Here is a 16,792-nt window from a genome sequence, read left to right as displayed (position 1 = left end):
CGGCCGTGATCGGGAGGGAAGAGAGGTCTATGCGGCTTGAGCGGTATGCCGAGGTCCTGGCCCATGTGGTCTATTTCCGCGGCGCGGATCTCTACGAGGTGCTCGCGCGCCTCGGCGTCGCGCCGGCAGACTGGGAGCGGGCCGACGCCGAGCACACGGCAGAGCTCGCGCTCTCGGCGAAGCGCAACCAGGGCATCCAGGCGCTCCGCTTCAGCTCGGCCTTCGCGAGGACCCGGCGCAGCCTCGAGGCGAAGCGCCCCTCCCTGGCGTCGATCGGGCCGGCGCAGCGCCCGGCGGCGGAGGACGCCGCGCCGGCGCACGCCCGGCCGCCGCCTGCAGCGCCGCCGGCGCTCGCGCCCCCTCAGGGGCCGGCGTTCGTCTCGCCGCGCTTGCCAACCGAACGCAACGAGGTCTCGCCCTGGGCCGCCAATGCGCACGCCCGGCCCGCCAGCGACGGCAGCCGGCCTCCGGCGCCGCCTCCGCCCCGCTCCGAGGTGGTCGCCACGCCGCCAGGCCCGCCAGCGCCCCTCCGGCGGGGCGGCCCGCCGAGCCCACCGGAACGGGCGGGCATCCCCCAGGGCACGGCCGACATCGCGGAGTTCGTTCCGCGACCCGACATGCCGTTCCAGCCCGGCCAGGCGCGGGCCGCCGGGCAGAGCGCACCGGAGGGAAAGCGGCTCCAGCGGTTCGACCCGCAGACGGGCAAGCCCCTGGATCCACCCCTCGGGGTCGCCGCACCGAAGCCGGGTGACGAGGGGAGCGGCTGACGCCGATCGACACCCGCGCGCCCGACAGAAGCAACATCGCCTGATGGCCCGAGCAGCACGACGACGCATGGCGCCTTCACCTGTCCTGAAGGACGCAGACAGCTGCCGGAGTGCCGTCGGTCCGATCGAGTCCACTCGAGCAGGAGACACGCGCGGTACATCGCCCCGGTAACCAGCACAGGAGAGCACGGAGGAACATGCGATCACGATCCCCCAGGCCAGGAAAGCCAGCGGCGAAGCAAGGCGACAGGATCGTCGGCATCGACACGCATGTGCTGATGGTCCCGTCGCCGGGAGGGCCTGTGCCCACGCCGACGCCGATGCCGTTCAGCGGGAACCTGTCCGGCGATCTGAGCGCAGACGTTCTCGTCGAGGGCAAGCCAGCAGCGATCCAGGGCAGCACCGCGACGAACACGCCCGCGCATGCGCCCGCAGGGGGCACCTTCCAGCGTCCTCCGTCAAACCAGGCCAGGGTGCATACGGGCAGCAAGACGGTGCTCATCAACAACAAGCCCGCCGCGCACCTCGGGGATCTGGCGCTGACCTGCAACGACCCGGCCGATGCCCCGAATGGGAACGTGATCGCCGCCGGGACGGTGCTGGTCGGCGACTAGGGACCAAGAGGATGGCGGCAGCCACGAAGCCTGCAGCGGGGGCGCTGGAAGCGAGCGAAGGGATCTCGCTGGCGCAGTATGCGGCCGTCAGGGCGGCGATGGCGGAGGGGTTCCCTCTCGCGGACGTGCTCACGGTCGAGGGGCTGAAGCCGCGTACGTTTGCGCGGGCCGATCTTGCCTGGAAGCAGCGGCTGACCGCGGAGCTGGAGCTGCTCGCGGCGTACGAGCAGGAACTGGCGCAGGCGGAGGACTGGCTGGATCGGCAGGTCGAACCGCTCGCGGAGGAACCGACCGCCTGGGCGAGCTTCCTTGCTGCCTTCGGGGCGCACCCGGCCCCGTTCGAGCTGCTGGAGGAGAACGACCTGGGCATGAACGACGTCGCGCGGCTCCGCCGCCGATGGGCGCGGCGCGCCGCAGAGAACGCGAAGGTCGGTGAACTCCTCGAGGAGCTGCACGCGAAGCCCGGGAAGCTGGGGCCGCTCCGGATCGCCCCTCGGGTGCTGCGACCGTCGAGGGTAGCCGAGGCGCGGGGATCGGCGAAGGGGCCTGCAGACGAACATTCTGCGGCGGTACCGCTCGGCGAGCCCGGGCTGGGCCTGGCCGAGTACGCTGCACTCTGCGCGGAGCTCGATGCGCTGCCGGAGCAACGTGAACGGGTGCTGCGACGCCACGGCCTGGTCGATGAGGAGCTGCGCGCCGCGCTGGATCGGCGGTGGCAAGCAGCGCTGGAGCGTGACGCGGCGCTGGCGAAAGACTTCGAGCGGCTCCAGGCGCATCACGCGCGTCGGCTGGAGATGCTCCTCGCCCGAGCGCGGGAGGCTGGCAATGTCGAGCGCTCGCCAGCATCTACCGCCGCGTCATCTGCGCCCGCCGTGCCGTCCTGCGAGGCGATCGTTGGTCCTGTGGCGTCGGCCCTGACCCCGGCGGCGCTGCAGGGCACGGGGCCCCTGCTCCCGGTGAGCCCCTTCGCGGCAGCAGACCCCACGAGGCGTGCCGGCGCTCTGGCGGCATCGAGGCCCGCTCCTCACGCGGCAGCAGACCTCCGGGAGACGTCGCTGCACGTCGCGATCCCCCGTGAGCTGCTGACGCAAACCGCGTCCTCGCCGGCCCCTGTGACCGGAGCAGCCTCCCAGACCTCCAAGGCATCGCCGCCTTCCAAGCCGTCGAGCACGGCCGGGGAGGGCGGTATGGTGCCCCTCCCAGAGCCGCTGGAGACGATCCTGCCGCTCGCGCAGTATGCCGCGCTCTGCGCGGAGCTGGCCCTGGCCCCCGCCATGGCCGAGTCGATCTTCCAGCGCTACGGCCTGGGTTTCAGCGAGGTCCGGTCAGTGGTCGATGCGGCCTGGAAAGAGCGGCTTCGCGGGTCCCCGGCCGAGTACGCGAGGTGGCATGACATGTACCAGCGCTACTACGCGCACTTCGCCAGGCGAGGTGCGCCCCCGCGGTGAACCGTCTCGATCTCGCCATGCCGGGGTTCGACGAAGCGTACCCCGCACGCGGCATGCACCGGCGCCGCCTCGGACTTGGGCAGCTCGTCGAACGCCAGCGCCTATGGCTCCCGGTTGCTCCCGCCCCTTCTGACCAGCCTCCTCGAGTGGCTCACGCCGTAGCCTCTTCGGGCGTTCGGCCCATGCCAGCCTTCAGCGCCTCCCCGAGGCGCTCGAGCTCCCGTCGACCATTGCTCGCCACCGCGACGAGATCCACCTCGTGGAGGCGCACCTCCCACTCTGGCCCCCCGGGCGCGGACCAGAACCTCTCGCCACGCAGCTCCGCCCCCTTCGGGTACACCAGCGCACCGCGCCGTGCGCCGAGCATCTTCATGTAGGCCAGCACCTGGTACAAGTGGCTCTTGGAGAACGCCTTACTGTACTTGGCGTCGATCACGAGGGCCTCTCCACGAGCGCGCACCAGCACGTCAATGCGGCTCTCCTCGCCCGCAACGTCGGCCTCGTACGGCGGCTGACACTGAATCGCCACCTTGCCGTCCCACGCTTGCGTTCGCGCTGCGGCCTCGATGGTCATCTCGAACAGCCGCTCCAGATCCACGTGGAATGCCAGCGCCCGCTGCGCGCCGCCGTGGGAAATGCCGAACGCTTCCAGGATGGTGATGGCAAGGCTCCGCGCGGCCTCGAAGTCGGCCTCCAGTCGGGGCAGCGGGCGCGTACTGTCGAGGATCCAGGCCGGTGGCAGGCGCGGGATGTGCCCGAAGATGCCATGGAGTCGATCGAGGGGCATGCCACCGGCCTCGCGGAGGCTGTCGTGCGCGGACGCTGCATGAACTGCCGCGGCAAATAGGCGATTGAGCGGCGTGTCGATAGTGCGCTCCCAGTAGCGGCACGGCACCGGGACAGGCGACGTCCGGCGGGCCAACTCCGCCCAGCGGATGGTGCCGCGAAGCACGCTCGCGTCGGCCTCTCGCCGCTGGTAGTCGCGGCGCGGCCCAGCGCGCGAGAGGTCCTCCTCGAGGATCTGTGCGAAAGCACGCACCGCGATCGACGCCACGCCGTGCTGTCCGTCGGCACCCTCGGGCGCGGTCCCTCGCCACTTCACCGGTCGGAAGCGCGGATCCACCGCGCACATCCAGGCGAACACGTCAGCGCCGTTTCCCTTCTCGGGCTGCACGACCAGCGTCTCTCCAGAAGGCAGGGCCCACAGGCCGGCGACGCGGCGGATGAGCGTGCGAAAGGCCCCACTGCCCTGCCGCTCGAAGCTTGAGGCGAGACCGAGGAGCGGTCGCAGATAGGCGACGTCGCCCGGCGCCAGGTCAAGGTCGACGGCCACCCCCTCCCGCACCTCCTTCACGACGCCGCGGCCTCCTCTTGCTCTTCGGCCTCTTCGGCGAGGGTCTCGTCCACGTGCTGAACCCAGACCTTGTAAAGGTCCTTCACGCGATCGGCCTGGCCATGAAACAGCTCGGTGAGCTGGGGCTCGAGCTCCATCTCCCAGATCAGTGCTAGATCCGCTCGCCCGGCGAGCAGACGGCCAGCCGAGAGGAAGTAGCTGTGCCCGAGCTGGTGATCGGGGTCCGCGACGGCGCAGATCTGCTTGTTGAGCGCCCCCAACGCGCGAGCTGCTGCTCGACCCGCCGGCGTCGGGTGCACGTCGGCTACCAGCTCGGGATCGGGATCGACGCGCAGAAACGCGAACCGACGGCGAAGCGCATAGTCGACGAGCGCGACCGAGCGGTCCACGCTGTTCATGGTGCCGATCACCACCAGGTTCGGTGGCACGACGAGCGTGCCTCCGCTAGCGAGCGCGACCGAGCGGTTCCTGTACTCGAGGGCGTAGAGCAGCTCGCCGAAGATCCGCGCGGGATCGCCGCGATTGATCTCGTCGATGACGAGCACGAAGAAGCGATCCTGCTCCTCGTTCGCGTCCTCGCAGATCTCCAGGAACGGCCCGCGGTGCTCCTTGAACCCCGTGCGTTTGTCGCTCAGGACCGGCCGGATCCCCCAGATGAAGTCCTCGTAGCCGTAGCTCGGGTGGAACTGGACCAGACGAATCCGCCCCTCCTCGGAGGGCCCCTCCTCGCCCGTCAGCGCGCGGGCTACGGCCTCCGCGAGCCAAGTCTTCCCCGTGCCCGGCGGTCCGCTGAAGATGATGTTTCGCGGCACCGCCCGGCTCGGGGCGGCTCCGAGATCCACGCGCAGGACGTGGTGCAGCTTGCGCAGGATCTCGGGGGAGACGACGTCCTTGAGTGCCGTATCGAACTGCTGCATCTGCTCGGCCCGCGCGGCCGCCTCATCGTCGGACGTCTCGACGCCGTCCGCGCCCGCCACGGAGCCTCCGCCGATCGGCACGCTGGTGCGTGAGGTCTGGTACTTCGGGAGGGAGAAGTGCTTCTTCTCCTCCTCCAGCCGCTGGCGTCCCGCCTCGGTGATGGCCCACTGGCCCCGGCTCGGGTTCTGCGCTTGCCCGCGCTTCTTCAGGTAGGAGAGGGCCCACGACGCGGTGTACTGCCAGAGCACCTTGCCGTTGAAACCAAGTCGGCGATCACCCGGCGTGAGCTTCTTTCCGTACTGCTTCTCGATGAATGCCTCGATCTTGCCGTGATCGTCAGCGCCGGCGGCCAGCGCCTCGAGGGCAGGTAGCTCGAAACCGCTGACGCTGGTCCGGAGGACCGTTTCGCCGGGCACCCTGGCCGGCTCCACCTCTGGAGCTCGCTCTCCGCCTTCCGCGGATCCGGGCGGACGTTCCCCACTCAGGTCCACGCTGTCGTCCTCGCATTCGGCGAGCGCTCGACGCCCGCGGTCGGTGAGCTTCCAGATCCCGTGGCCACCGCTCGTCAGCAACTCTTCGTCTCGCAGAGCCATGCGGGTCCACTCGATCCGGTGGCTCTTGAGGATCCACGTCCAGGTCGCCTCGGGAAGGAGCGCGCGGTGCTCGGCGTGAATGCGCTCGACGACCTCCTTGCGCCGGCCGGCCCCTCCGAGCGCCGCGATCGTTCGCAGTATGGGCAGGGCCCACCGCCGGTCCTTCGGGGAGAGCTCGTCGAGGATCTTGGCTCCGTCGTCAGCCATGGGTCATCCCTTGTCCTTCACCATCAGATCCTTCTGCCCCGGCGCCACGATCCGCAGGCTCGCTACCCGCGGCTTCCCGCCTGCCTCGCGCACGGCCTGGATCCGCTCCAAGAGCCCCGCCATGTGCGGTTTCAGCCAGGACTGCGGGTTGTCGCTCCACAGCGTCACGGTCCAGTTGTAGTAGCCGTCGCCCTTCTGCCCGATGGCGACGTCACCAACCGCTGCGCACTGGTAGAAGAAGTTGATCGATCGGCGGAGGAACCGCCCCCAGGCTTCCGCGTTCGCGGCGTCCGCCGACGCAGGCGCTCGGGTGTCTGGCAGTGCCGCGGCCGGCTGTACGAGGGATGTCCGCGCGACCCGGAAGCTGATGCGCTGTTTGGCCTTGAGGATGTTGCACTGCCGGCAGAGCGTCTGGAGGTTGCCTACCTCGTTCGAGCCGCCGACGTAGACTGCGACGACGTGGTCGGCATTCAGGTTTCGTGTCGTCCCGCAGGCCAGGCAGGCATGCCCGTCACGCGCCAGGACTTCCGCCTTCGTCACCTCGTCGACCTCGTTGGGCGGCGGCGCCTTCTTCGTCTCGCTGGGATCCGGCGCCGGACCAGCCGGGCCAGCGATGATGCGTTGAAAGCAGCCATCATAGAAGTTGCGGAACTGCTCGTAGCGGTAGAACAGCGTCCGCCAGAACCGATCCTCCCTGGCGAACTCCCGCCGGAGCTCGTCGTTGGCTCCAACCACGTCGATGCGATTCTTGATGTGCCGCGCCGCGATCGCATCCAGATCGTGGTCCGCACGCACCTCGAACGCGAAGAACTGCGGAGCCGCGCCGCGCTGGGCGATATGGCGAGCGAGCTGAAGGATCTCGACTTCCAGGTCCGTGGCGCTGCGGCCGGCTTTCCCGAGGAACTTCTCACGCCAGCCTCGTACACGCGCCTCATGCGCTTCGAGCGTGGCGCTCTCGTCGGCGAGAGCTTCGGGCACCTCCGCGAGGAGATAGTCGATGAGCTTCTCGAAGCCCGCGCGCTCGTCCTCGTAGACCATGACCAGCAGATCCGCCGGCTCAACGGCGTCGCTCTCGGGCAGCCGAGCGTCGAACATCGTTCGATACCAGCCCACGGGGAGGTGCGACTGGAACGGCACCGACGCCACGTTGCTGCCACCGGCCATCTGGCGAGCTAACCTCTGCACGAGCTCGATCGAGATGAGCTGGAGCGGCGGGCGAGCCTGCCGCTTCCCGGTTTCGCCGGGCCCGGCGCTGCCGTCGCTCAGGTCGAAGCCCGCCCACTGAATCTGCTGGCGCCAGTCGTCCTCGAACGAGACGATGTACGCATCCGTGGTTCCGCCGAACTTCGGACCGCGCAGCGCTCGTCCAACCATCTGGGTGAGCAGAATACGGCTCGTCGTCTGCCGTGTGATGAAGACCGTCTGGGCGTCGGGAATGTCGGTGCCCTCTGTCAGCATGCGGACGTTGATCAGGACGTCGAGCTCGTCGTTGCGGAAGCGAGCGAGCACCTTGGCGTTCTCGTTGGCATCACGCTTCTGCCGCTGCGCGGCCGGTACGCTGGCGTCGACGTGCGAGTACACCGAGCCGGCCTTGACCCCGTGCTTGCGGAGGGCTTCAGCGATGGCCTCGCACTGGTACCAACGGTCGGTGAAGATAATAGTCTTTCCGAACTTCTCCCGGTTGTCGGCATACGTCTGGGCGATGAAGGCATTGCGCTCCTTGCTGTTTGCGAGCTCGTCGACCAGTTGCTCAGGGATGTCCTTGAAGGTCCCGAGCCACTTCTGGTAGTCGCGGGCGTCGAAGCGCGGCGTGAATCTGGTCTTCATCGGAACCGCATGGGGACGGGCGAGGACGCCTGCAGCCATCAGCTCATTGGCGCGGGATTGGGCGATGATCCCGCTGGGGAAGAGCTTCTTCAGCCAGCCTTGCTTGCTCTCGTCGCTGTATATCGGGGTTGCGGTGAGGCCGAGGACGGGCGCGCCCTGCGCCTGCAGTCCCTGGAGGAGCTTCCGGTAGCTCGGAGCAGGCGCGTGGTGCGCCTCATCGAACACGACGAAGAGCTTCTTACCGGCGGCCTTGAGGAATTCTTTCATGTTGGGCAGCCCGTCGCGGACTGCGATGGCGATCGTCTGGAGCGTGCCGATCACGACGTCGTCGGTGGGCTCGATGTACCGCGGGGGGAAATGGCCTTCGGTGCCCGAGACGACGCGGAGCCGGAGATCGCAGCGAGGCTCGCGGATGGCCCCGATCCTCCCGGGACGGAAGCAGTGAAACGCTTGCTCGAGGAGGTGATGCGTATGGGCGAGCCACAGGACCTTGTACCCGTCCGAGAGCGGACCTTCAGCCAGGAACCGGACAGCGGTGAACGTCTTTCCGCCGCCCGTCGGGAGCACCAGGATGCCGGCGCCTGCGCTCTTCCCCTGCTTCGCGTACCACTTGCCCAGCTCACCCAACGCCTTGGCCTGATGGGCGGCAGGAGGTTCCTGCGGGTAGTCGCGGCACTCGGGGAGCGACCACTTCTTGTAGAACTCACGCTTGTCCTCGCCCATCATCCGCTCCTTCGCGCTCGATTACCGCCGACGGTGCCGCGCCCCGCTCTCACCAAGGGTGACTGGAGCGTCTCCAAGGTGGGTCCTTCCGCACCTCAGGCCAGCGTGACCGCCAGCCCCTTTTCGCCAGGACCGGGGTACTTGGCCTCGGCCTTGAGGACCGACTCTAGCGAGGCCCAGGCGTGCGTGCGCGGCAGCAGGCGCTCGAGGAGATCGCCGCCGCCCTCCACGGCCACGAGATCGGTCCGCCACCAGCCGAGCCGCGGGGGCGCGCAGATTCCCTCGCCAGCCCACGCCACGGTGAGCTGCACGGCACGGCTGTCGTCGGGGATGCTCGCGGCGACGAGGATCGACATGGGTTCGGTCTCGGGGGTCGGCATGCGGGTCGCGTACGAGACGGAAGTTGTAACGCTCCGCCAAACGCGGGGGAAGAGCAACCCGTGTGGCTCGGTCGCGCATTGTCGACCGCCGCTTGTTCCGCGGCTCCGGGAGGAGCGTTCCTCGCGCTCGCCAGGTGTCAAGACGGCGCCCTCTCCACGGGTCTCATCCTCGTCGAGCGCAACCGGCCGGCCCTGATGCCTACCGCTCCGCACGTCGCTGGACCGAGGCCGCGTCCTCCCAACCCACCGCTCTCTACCAGGGGTCCCCACAGACGGTGCTCCAGCACCGCCGCTTCGACGAGGAGGACGGGCGAGGACGGCGCAGCAGACGTTCGCCGACTTGAACGGGTCGCTGTCGCTGCTCTACGACCACTGCGACGAGTTCGTGAACCTGGCGAAGGCGGGGGGTGCATAAGGGTGCCGTTCTTCGCGCCCGGCGTTGCGGTCGCGGGCGGCCGGCTGGTGCCTCCGGAACGGCCTTCGCGGGGCAGAAGCGCCGCTCACCCTCCGAGAGCTGCAACGAGCGCATCGATCACGCACTCGACGTCGGATGCCGAACCGATCAGTGAGAGCGGCACGCGCTCGAGCGCCACGCGAATCTCCGGGTGGTCCTCGTTTGGCGCGGCCCTGGACCACGCGAGGCCATCGAGAGCGACGACCGGATCGGGCACGCCGGGCAGCTTGGGCGGGTCGATGAGCCCATAGAACCGCGGGAGCTCGGGCTCGAGGGTGCCTTTCGGCGCGTAACCCTCTACCCAACCGAGCCAGAGCTCGGGGATCGTCTCCCGGAGGGCTACACCGACGAATGCGACGCGAGCCGCCTTGGCCGCGCTCACGCCGTACGACTTCCCGTGGAACGCCTTCGCCGGCGCGTAGAAGGCATGCAGCCAGTCGACCAGCCACGCATCGGCGTCCGCCGTGGTGTCGAGGTTCCCGATGTACCGCTCGCCATTGGGGCGGAGAAAGCGCCACGAGGCGCTCTCGAGGCGAGCCGTGGCGTCGCGGAGCATCCGTTCCACGTGCGTCAGGTAGCTGCGACGCTGAGGCCGGCGAGCGCCCGGCCCAGCGCTTGGCGCGACACGCTCAGCTCGGCCAGGACGGCGCGCTCACCCATCTTTTCGATCAGGATGAGCAACGAGCGGCGCTCCTCGGCCGTCAGGGAGAAGTCCCTTGCTGCATCGTTCATGGGCAAAGACGTAAGCCCCCGCCGGAGATCCCTCCACGGCACGGTGCGCTGGAGGGCATCGTGCCGAACTCCGAGACGCTCCTGCACCGACGGCGGAGCCGTGCGACCTCAGGGCCGCGCGGCTCTGCGTGTCAGTCCTCGGGAACTTCTCTCATCCACTTCTTCGTCGGCTTGGACGCGCGCTTGTTCGCGAGGCCCATCCGGCGCCGCTCTCGATCGATCGCGTCGCCGATCGTCATGCCCGACGTGAACGAGAGGCCTTCTCCCTTGTGCATCAGCAGGTTGATGATCGCGAGCTCTCGATCGTTGAGCTTCCGGCCGTAGAGAAACCCCGCGAAGGCGTTCGACCCGGGGATGTTCACGCTCTTGACGAGCGCCTGCCGCCTGTCGATGGGGCGGGGGTACTCGCCCACCTTCTCCTTGAGCCTTCCGAGGAGCCGACGATGCCGCTTCAGCAGCTTGTGCAGCTCGTGCGCGTAGTAGATGCCGTGGTCGCGGCGGTCCGGGTCGAGCCCGCGGCTCTCGAAGAAATCCAGGGCTGCCGATGCCGCCTTGCCGAGCGTGTTCATCACGCGCCAGGCGTCGGTCTCGATCTGCGAGCACCCGAGGATCGCCTCGTACCAGCGGAGCGGATGCTGGCTCCAGGGATGGCCGAACAGCTTCTCGTACTCGTCGGCGCACATCGGGATGAGCTTCTCGAGGAGCGCCGCCTTCGTGGAGAAGGTCTCCGTCCTGCGCTTCGGCGTGATGGGCTTCGACGTGTTGCGCCTCGGCGTGCTGCGCTTCGGCTTCATTGTAGGCGGGCCCGAAGTCGACATACTGCTCGTTCTCTGTCGACCCCGCACGCAGGGCACTTGTTGCTCATGCGTGGTGCTTGAGGGCAGCGGGACGCGAGCAGCGCCGCTTTCGACCCGCACGAAGCGCCCGGCCTCTACGAGCACCGAGGCGCGGATCGTGAACCACCGCGGCAAGATCCGACCGGCTCAGTCGGCGCACGTCGGCCGGGAGCTCAGCTACAAGAGCGCCCGAGCGTCGCGGTCCTATTCCTCATGGAAGGACAATCCAGTTGCCGTTGAAGGAGTTCTTCACCGCGCCGTACGAAAGGCTCACCGCCCGCGCCGGCAGAAGCACGGCACGTCGGGTCGGTGATCTCGAACAGTTCCACCCAGACGCCCCCGATCCTGATCTCGGCGGTCAACCCTTCGAGCTCTTCGCGTGTGTCGGCACGATCCTCGTAACTCATAGGAATGGCGTCGTTTCTAGTCGGTTGGAGTACCCGCTCCTGATGGACCGTGAAGCCGCTCTTCTGCTCGCCGGCCGTATGGTGCTCTCGGGGATCGGCTGTTGGGTTTGCCATTGCCTCGTGACAGTTTCAGGGGTGCAGGCCAAGCTTGGGCCCCGGGTCGAGCTACGTATCTGCATGGAATCAAAGGAAAAGTTGTTCGATCGGGGCCGATCGGAGCTCCTTCGTGAAGGAGGGCCGCTCTTTCGCTGGGACACCGCACTCTTCGGCGCCGCGAACGTGCACGGCGGCGCGCCGGACGGCCTTGTTCTCGTTCGGCGTGATCTCCCGGCCGCGCTGAAGCCTGTGGCAGGATGCCGAACGTCGCCTGCCCTCGGTCCCCGCTGGCACCATCCCGCAGGCGGTGAGCACACGGAGTCAACCCGCTCGCGGATTGCGGAGAGCTAACCACTCCTCGGAGGGCGCGTGCGCGTGGACGGCCGTGTAGGCGTGGAGGAAGGCCAGGTAGCGCCCTTGCGTCTCGGTGAAGCGCGGCTTCTTCATAATGGCCATCGACGTCCTCAGTAACAGGTGAATACGATGCGGCGCAGGGTCGCCATGCGATGAAGCGACTCCCGTTCCGGCGCCGACGTCAACCTCCGCCACACCTTCTCGAGCGGCATCGGCCGCTCTGCTCGACCCCTTCGGCGAGCCGCCCGATCGGCTGCGCGTTCAGCGGCTCTTCCGGCGGCTGGCCTGCTGCGCCTTCCGCTGGGCTTTCTTCTTGTTCCTCTCCGCCTGCGTCGGCGGGCGCAGCCGTCCGGGCGCTGGAGCCGGCCCACGCGCGACGGCAGGCAGGCTGGTGTTGTAGGCGCGCACGAACGCGCCCATGCCCTCCTCCGTGGTCATGTCGAAGCCCGCCGCCATCCCGCCCATCATGAACGACTTGGCCATGCCGAAGTTCCTGGGGTCGGCGAGCTCGCGCTCCATGATCCGGCTCATCTCCTCGTCGAGGATGGCGAGGCATTCATCCGCGTTCAGCAGGCCGAACTCGCGACGAACGAACGACCAGAACGAGCGGAGCTCCTCGATGATCTCCGGCGCCGATGACGGCTCGCACGAGACCTTGCGGGGGAAGACGTCGAGCAGGACGCGTGAGAGCTCCCGTTTGCCCATCGTCGTGACGGTGACGCCCTCATAGATCCTGCCGTATTCCAGCACCGAGCCTGCCCAGCCCAGATCGCCGGTGCGCTCCAGGATCGGTGTCGCCTCGGGCGAGTCGGCAAAGCGTTGCATGAGTTCGGCCTCGAACTCCCCCGCAACATCCTCGTCGAGCTCGCCGTGCGTGTTGGTCAGGGGGCGATGGATGTTGAACATCATGGGCGCGGTCTACCGTGCCCGCCCTCTGCCGCCAACCAGCCGGCAGCCGTGTGACGCCGCCCGCCGCGATGAAGCGCAGCACGGTTGCTCCCCGGTTGGGAGTTCGACCACCGCGCTCTGGTCATTTGCCGCCGCGCTGGAAGCGATACGCCTCGATCCACTCGAACCCCTCCGGGGGAGACTTCGGCAGCGGCAGATCCACCACCGGGATGCGCTGCACCAGCTCGCCGCGCTTGCAGATGGCGACGATCTCGTCCGCGTCGTTGAAGTCGATGCCAGTGACCTGAACCGGCACGCCGAGCACGTCCGTCTCGAAGGGGACCCCGAGGTGCTCCTGGATCATCGCGAGAAAACCGACGCGCTGCTCAGTCTCGTTGTATGCGTCGACGGTAGCCTCCTTGATGAGCTCCTTGAGACGCGCAGTGCTGACCTTCGGCCTGGTCGCTCGCGCCGGTCTGCGCCGGGTGGCCACCATGAGCTGGCTCGCCGTGGACTCCTTCGCGGTGCTCCTTGTCGCGGCTAGCTTCTTTGTGGTTCGCGTGGCCATCGTGCACCTCCTCGCGAGAGCCTGCATGCCGAGCTGTCCGGCTGCCACGGTGCCATCGACGCCACGGACACGGTGCGCTCTTCGCGGGCACTGCTACGAGAATGTCCATGGATGAGACGCCCGACGCGGCTGCGCCAATCGCCTGGGACATCCGCCGCCAGGGTCGATCCTGGACGCCCGAGGAGTTCACCGCCCGTGCCGACCGGTTGCTCGGGGTCGAGCTTGAGATCTCCAGGGGCAAGCTCTTTGGAAACGAGAAGACCCGGCTGCTGATCCTCCGGATGCTGCTGGAGAACGTGGGCATGGACGCGGTGGTCCAGCTCGGCGACTTGGGCCGCTGGAAGGAGGCCGTCGCCACGGCCGAGCGCGAGCACGGCGCGCTCTGACGAGCCCGAGGGTGGTCTCCGCCAGCGCCTTGCCTGAGACTGTTCTGTCGAGACCCGGACTGTTCTGCCGAGGCCCGATCGATGCCCACCGACGACAGCCACCTCATCTACAAGGTCTGCCCCGCGGCCGACTGGCGCGATGCCGTCGCGGCGGGCGCCTACCGTGGCTCGGCGGTCGACCTCCGGGACGGCTTCATCCATTTCTCCACGGGCGCCCAGCTCGCCGAGACCCTGCGCCGCCACTTCGCCGGCCAGCGCGATCTCGTGCTTGTTGCGGTCGACCCCGATGATCTCGGCGCCGGCCTTCGCTGGGAGCCCTCCCGCGGCGGGGACTTGTTCCCCCACCTTTATGGGGAGCTGCCGGTCGCTCTCGCGCGTCACGTCTCAAAGCTCGACATCGACGGCGAAGGCCACGCAGAGCCACGCGGTGGTGACTGAAACGCATGCCACACGCGGTAACTACTTCCCGCAGCACCTCTTGAACTTCCGTCCGCTGCCGCAAGGGCAGGGATCTTGCCGCCCGATCGACGCCACGTGTGCGCCGGGCTTGCGCCCTGCCTGCTCCGCCTTCAGCAGCGGATCGAGCACCAGCCACGTGTTGGCCGGTGTCCACGGCTGGTGGAGCGCCTCAGCGAGCTCGCCCGGCACGTAGAACTGCTCCGGCGTGCCACGAGCCGTGGCTGCGATGAGGTGCAGCGATACCAGCAGCTTCTTCCCGTCCGTGATCCCATCGGTCCAGGACATCAACGGCAGCGTACGGACGAGCTCTTCCCGGATCGGATCGTCCAGCCGCTCGGCACCCGGATCGAAGTAGCTCTCGCCGATGCGACGGACCACCGCCTCGAGCTCCTCGGGGGGCGCTTCAAGGAGCTGGGCGGTGATCTCGCAGCAGAGCTGCACCTGGCGGCCCATCGCCTCCCGGATCCGCTTGGCCTGCGGCGTACGGGCGGTGCTGGGTGCCGCGTGGAGCGCCTTCACGATCTCGGCGCGGGTGTTCTTCGCCCGGGTCCCGATCGCGAGGAGCGCGAACAGCGTGTCGAGCAGCTCGAAGAAGCTCACGTCCTCCGTGAGTGCCCGCTTGTAGTCGGGCAGCATGAGCTTGCCGAGGCGCGCCGCCGCCCACGCGCCCTTGAGGATGAACGTGACGACGCCCGTCCCGGTGAGGGGATAGCTGAACGCGGCCCGCGCTCCCTTGTACTGGTCGGTGAGCGACACGTACTGCTCCCGGTCGGCGGTGATCGCGCCCAGGAGGGCCATGTGCCCCGCGGCGTGCAGGAGGTTCCAGTACGCGTGAAGGACCTCCTCGTCCTGGGCCCGGCGGCTGCGACGCGTCCGGAGCATGGGCCCCTGCAGTGAGAGCTCCCGCCCCATGGCCAGGTAGAGGTCGAGGAACACCGGGCCGAGGAGCGGCTCCCAGGCCGCGACGGCGAGGAAGTCCTCCCGGCTTACCGAGTCGGACGCGACGAGGAGTCGCCGCAGCAGGCGCGCGTGCCCTCGCTCGCCGCCGAGCTGCTTCGCGAGGTCCATCCTCTCCCGGAGCCGGGCGACCTTCCGGGAGATCGCGTCGAGCTCGCCGCGCTTCACGATGGGGAGATCCCCGGCCCGCATGCCCCTACCGAGGCACGTGACGAAGTGGCCGCTGCGCGTGACGACCAGGAACGGGCCCTGCACGGGATCGTCGAGCGAGATCGCCACCCGCTCCACGCGCTCCGGCAGCGTGGTGGCGTCGAGCACAGTGCGGAGCAGCTCGGGGTCGCGGTAGAGTTCGAGCGCGAGATCCACCTCGTTGCGCGGCAGACGATCGAGGCGTGACAGGAAGTGCTCCGCGTGTTGCACGCCGGCCTGGGTAGCCGCGCAGACAGGGAGGGACAAGTCCGCCACGTCCACCGCGACCTGGCACGCCCGAGGTCCAGCCGCTGGCTGCCGGCGCTGGCTGCCGACATGGAGCCCGACGCGTAGTTCGCACCCGCTCACGCAAGACACCTCAAGGCGGGCGCTCGAGCCGATGACGACGAGCACGCCGCCCGTCGGGAGCTGGTCGAGGTAGTCCACGGGACGGTGCTCCGTGAAGCTCGCCGCGCCGAGAACGTCGCCTCGACGAGTACGCAAAGTCCGCCCGCTTCGTCGATGCCAGTGCAGCACGGATCAGCCGAGGAGATGGGTGCGGCCTGTTTTTCTAACCTGGGCGCGCTGGTGGACGGCATTGTCCTTCGCCCCCGGAGTGGGGGTACATGCCCGAGCGTCAGCGACCGTACCGCCGCCATGCTCGGCGACGCCGCCTCCGCGGCATGTCCACGCGCCGCGCTACTTCTGGAAGATGTCGCCAGGTCTTGCCCTGGTCGATGTTCCGGATGCTCTTCGCGTCCACGCCGAAGTCGAAGGCGATGATCCTCGGGCTCACGCCCTGGTCGAGCAGCGTGCAGATCTTCCGGACCTGCTCCTCGTTGAGCTGAGCCCGCGGGTTGTTTACCCCGGAGGTGCCGCGCAGCGGCGAGGCCGGGAGAAGAGCAGCGCGATCGAGCTGTTCGAGCCGCGATGCGTCCGCGTCGTGCGGCTTGGGCTTCTTACCCCCGCACAAGTGCTGCGGGTTGACGCACGACTTCTTGCCGCACGAGTGCAGGACCATCCCGGCGGGAGGGCGGCCGTGATCGATCTCGAACATGTGCCGATGGGCCATGACGATGCGGCGGCCGAGCCGGAAGACGCCGTAGCCGCGATCGTTCACCGCTCCCAACCCATACCAGCACTCGTCGCCGCCGCCCTCGGGGACGAGCCTGCTGAATCTCGCAAAGGATGAGGCGAGGTCGTCCTGCGCGGTACGAGATGATCGCCGGGCGTCGTGGCTGGGCTTCTTGTGCTTCACGGCCGTTCCACTGAAGTTTGACTACCGCCACGCGCCTTATCGGACGGTGGAAGTTACGGCTCGTACAACGCCAGGAGGGTTGAGGTAAGAGCACCTAACCTGCTGCCAATCGCGCAATCTGCGCCAGCACGTCATTCCGCTGCAGCCGAGCTCTTGCGGGAGATATTCCCAAGGGATCCCTGTCTTGAGCACAAACAAGATCCCCGTCAGGGCGATCCGATCAGGCGTACGCGGCCGGCCGCCCTGCGGCTTCGGCTCCGTTTTCGGCAATAGAGGTTCGACTCGTCCCCAGAGTTCGTCCGGCACCAACAGCTTGCCCATGCTGTATTCTGTCGCACATTTCGCGCCGCTCAAGCGAGAAACGAGCGACGTCAGCA

General features: G+C 68.3%; 17 protein-coding genes and 1 pseudogene. 5 read left to right on the top strand and 13 right to left on the bottom strand.

Translation table 11 applies throughout. The annotated features are described in order from the left end of the window. Positions 1–29: 29 nt before the first annotated feature. The 3 genes from ACSRUE_RS07595 to ACSRUE_RS07585 all read left to right on the top strand — a co-directional run bounded on the left by ACSRUE_RS07595 (position 30) and on the right by ACSRUE_RS07585 (position 2,829). On the top strand, positions 30–767 hold the full coding sequence (locus ACSRUE_RS07595) for a hypothetical protein (RefSeq protein WP_441290432.1): 738 nt from the start codon (positions 30–32) through the stop codon (positions 765–767). Between the two features lie 197 nt (positions 768–964). Then, on the top strand, positions 965–1,381 hold the full coding sequence (locus ACSRUE_RS07590) for a PAAR domain-containing protein (RefSeq protein ID WP_441290431.1): 417 nt from the start codon (positions 965–967) through the stop codon (positions 1,379–1,381). 11 nt (positions 1,382–1,392) lie between these two features. Further along, a complete protein-coding gene (locus ACSRUE_RS07585; protein ID WP_441290430.1) occupies positions 1,393–2,829 on the top strand; it encodes a hypothetical protein in 1,437 nt (478 codons plus the stop codon). A 151-nt stretch (positions 2,830–2,980) separates the two neighbouring features. On the opposite strand, the gene ACSRUE_RS07580 is transcribed toward ACSRUE_RS07585, so the two are convergent. The 10 genes from ACSRUE_RS07580 to ACSRUE_RS07535 all read right to left on the bottom strand — a co-directional run bounded on the left by ACSRUE_RS07580 (position 2,981) and on the right by ACSRUE_RS07535 (position 13,166). After that, positions 2,981–4,183 (bottom strand): 5-methylcytosine restriction system specificity protein McrC, encoded by a 1,203-nt coding sequence (locus ACSRUE_RS07580; protein WP_441290429.1) that lies wholly within the window; start codon positions 4,181–4,183, stop codon positions 2,981–2,983. Next, positions 4,180–5,901, bottom strand: coding sequence for a winged helix-turn-helix domain-containing protein (locus tag ACSRUE_RS07575; protein ID WP_441290428.1), 1,722 nt, complete (start codon positions 5,899–5,901; stop codon positions 4,180–4,182). Before ACSRUE_RS07575 ends, ACSRUE_RS07580 begins: the two co-directional genes overlap by 4 nt. A 3-nt stretch (positions 5,902–5,904) precedes the next feature. After that, the gene (locus ACSRUE_RS07570) at positions 5,905–8,451 is read right to left on the bottom strand and encodes a DEAD/DEAH box helicase family protein (protein WP_441293066.1); all 2,547 of its coding nucleotides are present in this window, start codon (positions 8,449–8,451) and stop codon (positions 5,905–5,907) included. A 95-nt stretch (positions 8,452–8,546) separates the two neighbouring features. Continuing rightward, the gene (brxE, locus tag ACSRUE_RS07565) at positions 8,547–8,831 is read right to left on the bottom strand and encodes a BREX-6 system BrxE protein (RefSeq protein ID WP_441290427.1); all 285 of its coding nucleotides are present in this window, start codon (positions 8,829–8,831) and stop codon (positions 8,547–8,549) included. Positions 8,832–9,331: 500 nt separating this feature from the next. Further along, the gene (locus tag ACSRUE_RS07560; protein ID WP_441290426.1) at positions 9,332–9,850 is read right to left on the bottom strand and encodes a hypothetical protein; all 519 of its coding nucleotides are present in this window, start codon (positions 9,848–9,850) and stop codon (positions 9,332–9,334) included. 5 nt (positions 9,851–9,855) lie between these two features. After that, entirely contained in the window at positions 9,856–10,017 is a 162-nt protein-coding gene (locus tag ACSRUE_RS07555) for a hypothetical protein (protein WP_441290425.1), read from the bottom strand. A gap of 131 nt (positions 10,018–10,148) precedes the next feature. Next, complete coding sequence (locus ACSRUE_RS07550) at positions 10,149–10,835, bottom strand: hypothetical protein (RefSeq protein WP_441290424.1); 687 nt, start codon at positions 10,833–10,835, stop codon at positions 10,149–10,151. Positions 10,836–11,677: 842 nt separating this feature from the next. Beyond that, entirely contained in the window at positions 11,678–11,803 is a 126-nt protein-coding gene (locus ACSRUE_RS07545; protein ID WP_441290423.1) for a hypothetical protein, read from the bottom strand. 168 nt (positions 11,804–11,971) lie between these two features. Then, the gene (locus tag ACSRUE_RS07540) at positions 11,972–12,619 is read right to left on the bottom strand and encodes a hypothetical protein (protein WP_441290422.1); all 648 of its coding nucleotides are present in this window, start codon (positions 12,617–12,619) and stop codon (positions 11,972–11,974) included. 121 nt (positions 12,620–12,740) lie between these two features. Next, positions 12,741–13,166, bottom strand: a complete 426-nt coding sequence (locus tag ACSRUE_RS07535) for a calcium-binding protein (protein WP_441290421.1) — start codon at positions 13,164–13,166, stop codon at positions 12,741–12,743. Between the two features lie 107 nt (positions 13,167–13,273). On the opposite strand from ACSRUE_RS07535, the gene ACSRUE_RS07530 reads away from it, so the two are divergent. Together ACSRUE_RS07530 and ACSRUE_RS07525 are read left to right on the top strand one after the other, a co-directional pair. Then, positions 13,274–13,552 carry a hypothetical protein gene (locus tag ACSRUE_RS07530; protein WP_441290420.1) on the top strand — a complete coding sequence of 93 codons (279 nt, stop codon included), beginning with the start codon at positions 13,274–13,276 and terminating at the stop codon, positions 13,550–13,552. A gap of 81 nt (positions 13,553–13,633) precedes the next feature. Further along, positions 13,634–13,990 (top strand): DUF952 domain-containing protein, encoded by a 357-nt coding sequence (locus tag ACSRUE_RS07525; protein WP_441290419.1) that lies wholly within the window; start codon positions 13,634–13,636, stop codon positions 13,988–13,990. A 21-nt stretch (positions 13,991–14,011) separates the two neighbouring features. Here ACSRUE_RS07525 and ACSRUE_RS07520 read toward each other — a convergent pair whose 3' ends face one another. From ACSRUE_RS07520 to ACSRUE_RS07510, 3 genes and pseudogenes are all read right to left on the bottom strand, one after another. After that, positions 14,012–15,604: a YecA family protein gene (locus ACSRUE_RS07520; protein ID WP_441290418.1), complete on the bottom strand. Its 1,593-nt coding sequence runs from the start codon at positions 15,602–15,604 to the stop codon at positions 14,012–14,014. A gap of 190 nt (positions 15,605–15,794) precedes the next feature. After that, complete coding sequence (locus ACSRUE_RS07515; RefSeq protein ID WP_441290417.1) at positions 15,795–16,415, bottom strand: HNH endonuclease; 621 nt, start codon at positions 16,413–16,415, stop codon at positions 15,795–15,797. Between the two features lie 102 nt (positions 16,416–16,517). Continuing rightward, positions 16,518–16,736 (bottom strand): annotated as a pseudogene (locus tag ACSRUE_RS07510) (transposase); the annotation flags it as partial. Between the last annotated feature and the right edge of the window lie 56 nt (positions 16,737–16,792).

Source organism: Sorangium sp. KYC3313 (genome assembly GCF_052075895.1).
Classification (GTDB): Bacteria; Myxococcota_A; Polyangia; order Polyangiales; family Polyangiaceae; genus Sorangium; species Sorangium cellulosum_B.
Note: the sequence above shows the minus strand (reverse complement) of the source record. Positions and strands in the feature narration are given on the sequence as shown.

Coding starts and splice junctions, on each gene's coding strand:
- ACSRUE_RS07595 (WP_441290432.1), top strand. CDS start 30: ATGCGGCTTGAGCGGTATGCCGAGGTCCTGGCCCATGTGGTCTATTTC.
- ACSRUE_RS07545 (WP_441290423.1), bottom strand. CDS start 11,803: ATGAAGAAGCCGCGCTTCACCGAGACGCAAGGGCGCTACCTGGCCTTC.
- ACSRUE_RS07525 (WP_441290419.1), top strand. CDS start 13,634: ATGCCCACCGACGACAGCCACCTCATCTACAAGGTCTGCCCCGCGGCC.
- ACSRUE_RS07550 (WP_441290424.1), bottom strand. CDS start 10,835: ATGTCGACTTCGGGCCCGCCTACAATGAAGCCGAAGCGCAGCACGCCG.
- ACSRUE_RS07585 (WP_441290430.1), top strand. CDS start 1,393: ATGGCGGCAGCCACGAAGCCTGCAGCGGGGGCGCTGGAAGCGAGCGAA.
- ACSRUE_RS07535 (WP_441290421.1), bottom strand. CDS start 13,166: ATGGCCACGCGAACCACAAAGAAGCTAGCCGCGACAAGGAGCACCGCG.
- ACSRUE_RS07555 (WP_441290425.1), bottom strand. CDS start 10,017: ATGAACGATGCAGCAAGGGACTTCTCCCTGACGGCCGAGGAGCGCCGC.
- brxE (WP_441290427.1), bottom strand. CDS start 8,831: ATGCCGACCCCCGAGACCGAACCCATGTCGATCCTCGTCGCCGCGAGC.
- ACSRUE_RS07575 (WP_441290428.1), bottom strand. CDS start 5,901: ATGGCTGACGACGGAGCCAAGATCCTCGACGAGCTCTCCCCGAAGGAC.
- ACSRUE_RS07540 (WP_441290422.1), bottom strand. CDS start 12,619: ATGATGTTCAACATCCATCGCCCCCTGACCAACACGCACGGCGAGCTC.
- ACSRUE_RS07590 (WP_441290431.1), top strand. CDS start 965: ATGCGATCACGATCCCCCAGGCCAGGAAAGCCAGCGGCGAAGCAAGGC.
- ACSRUE_RS07530 (WP_441290420.1), top strand. CDS start 13,274: ATGGATGAGACGCCCGACGCGGCTGCGCCAATCGCCTGGGACATCCGC.
- ACSRUE_RS07570 (WP_441293066.1), bottom strand. CDS start 8,451: ATGGGCGAGGACAAGCGTGAGTTCTACAAGAAGTGGTCGCTCCCCGAG.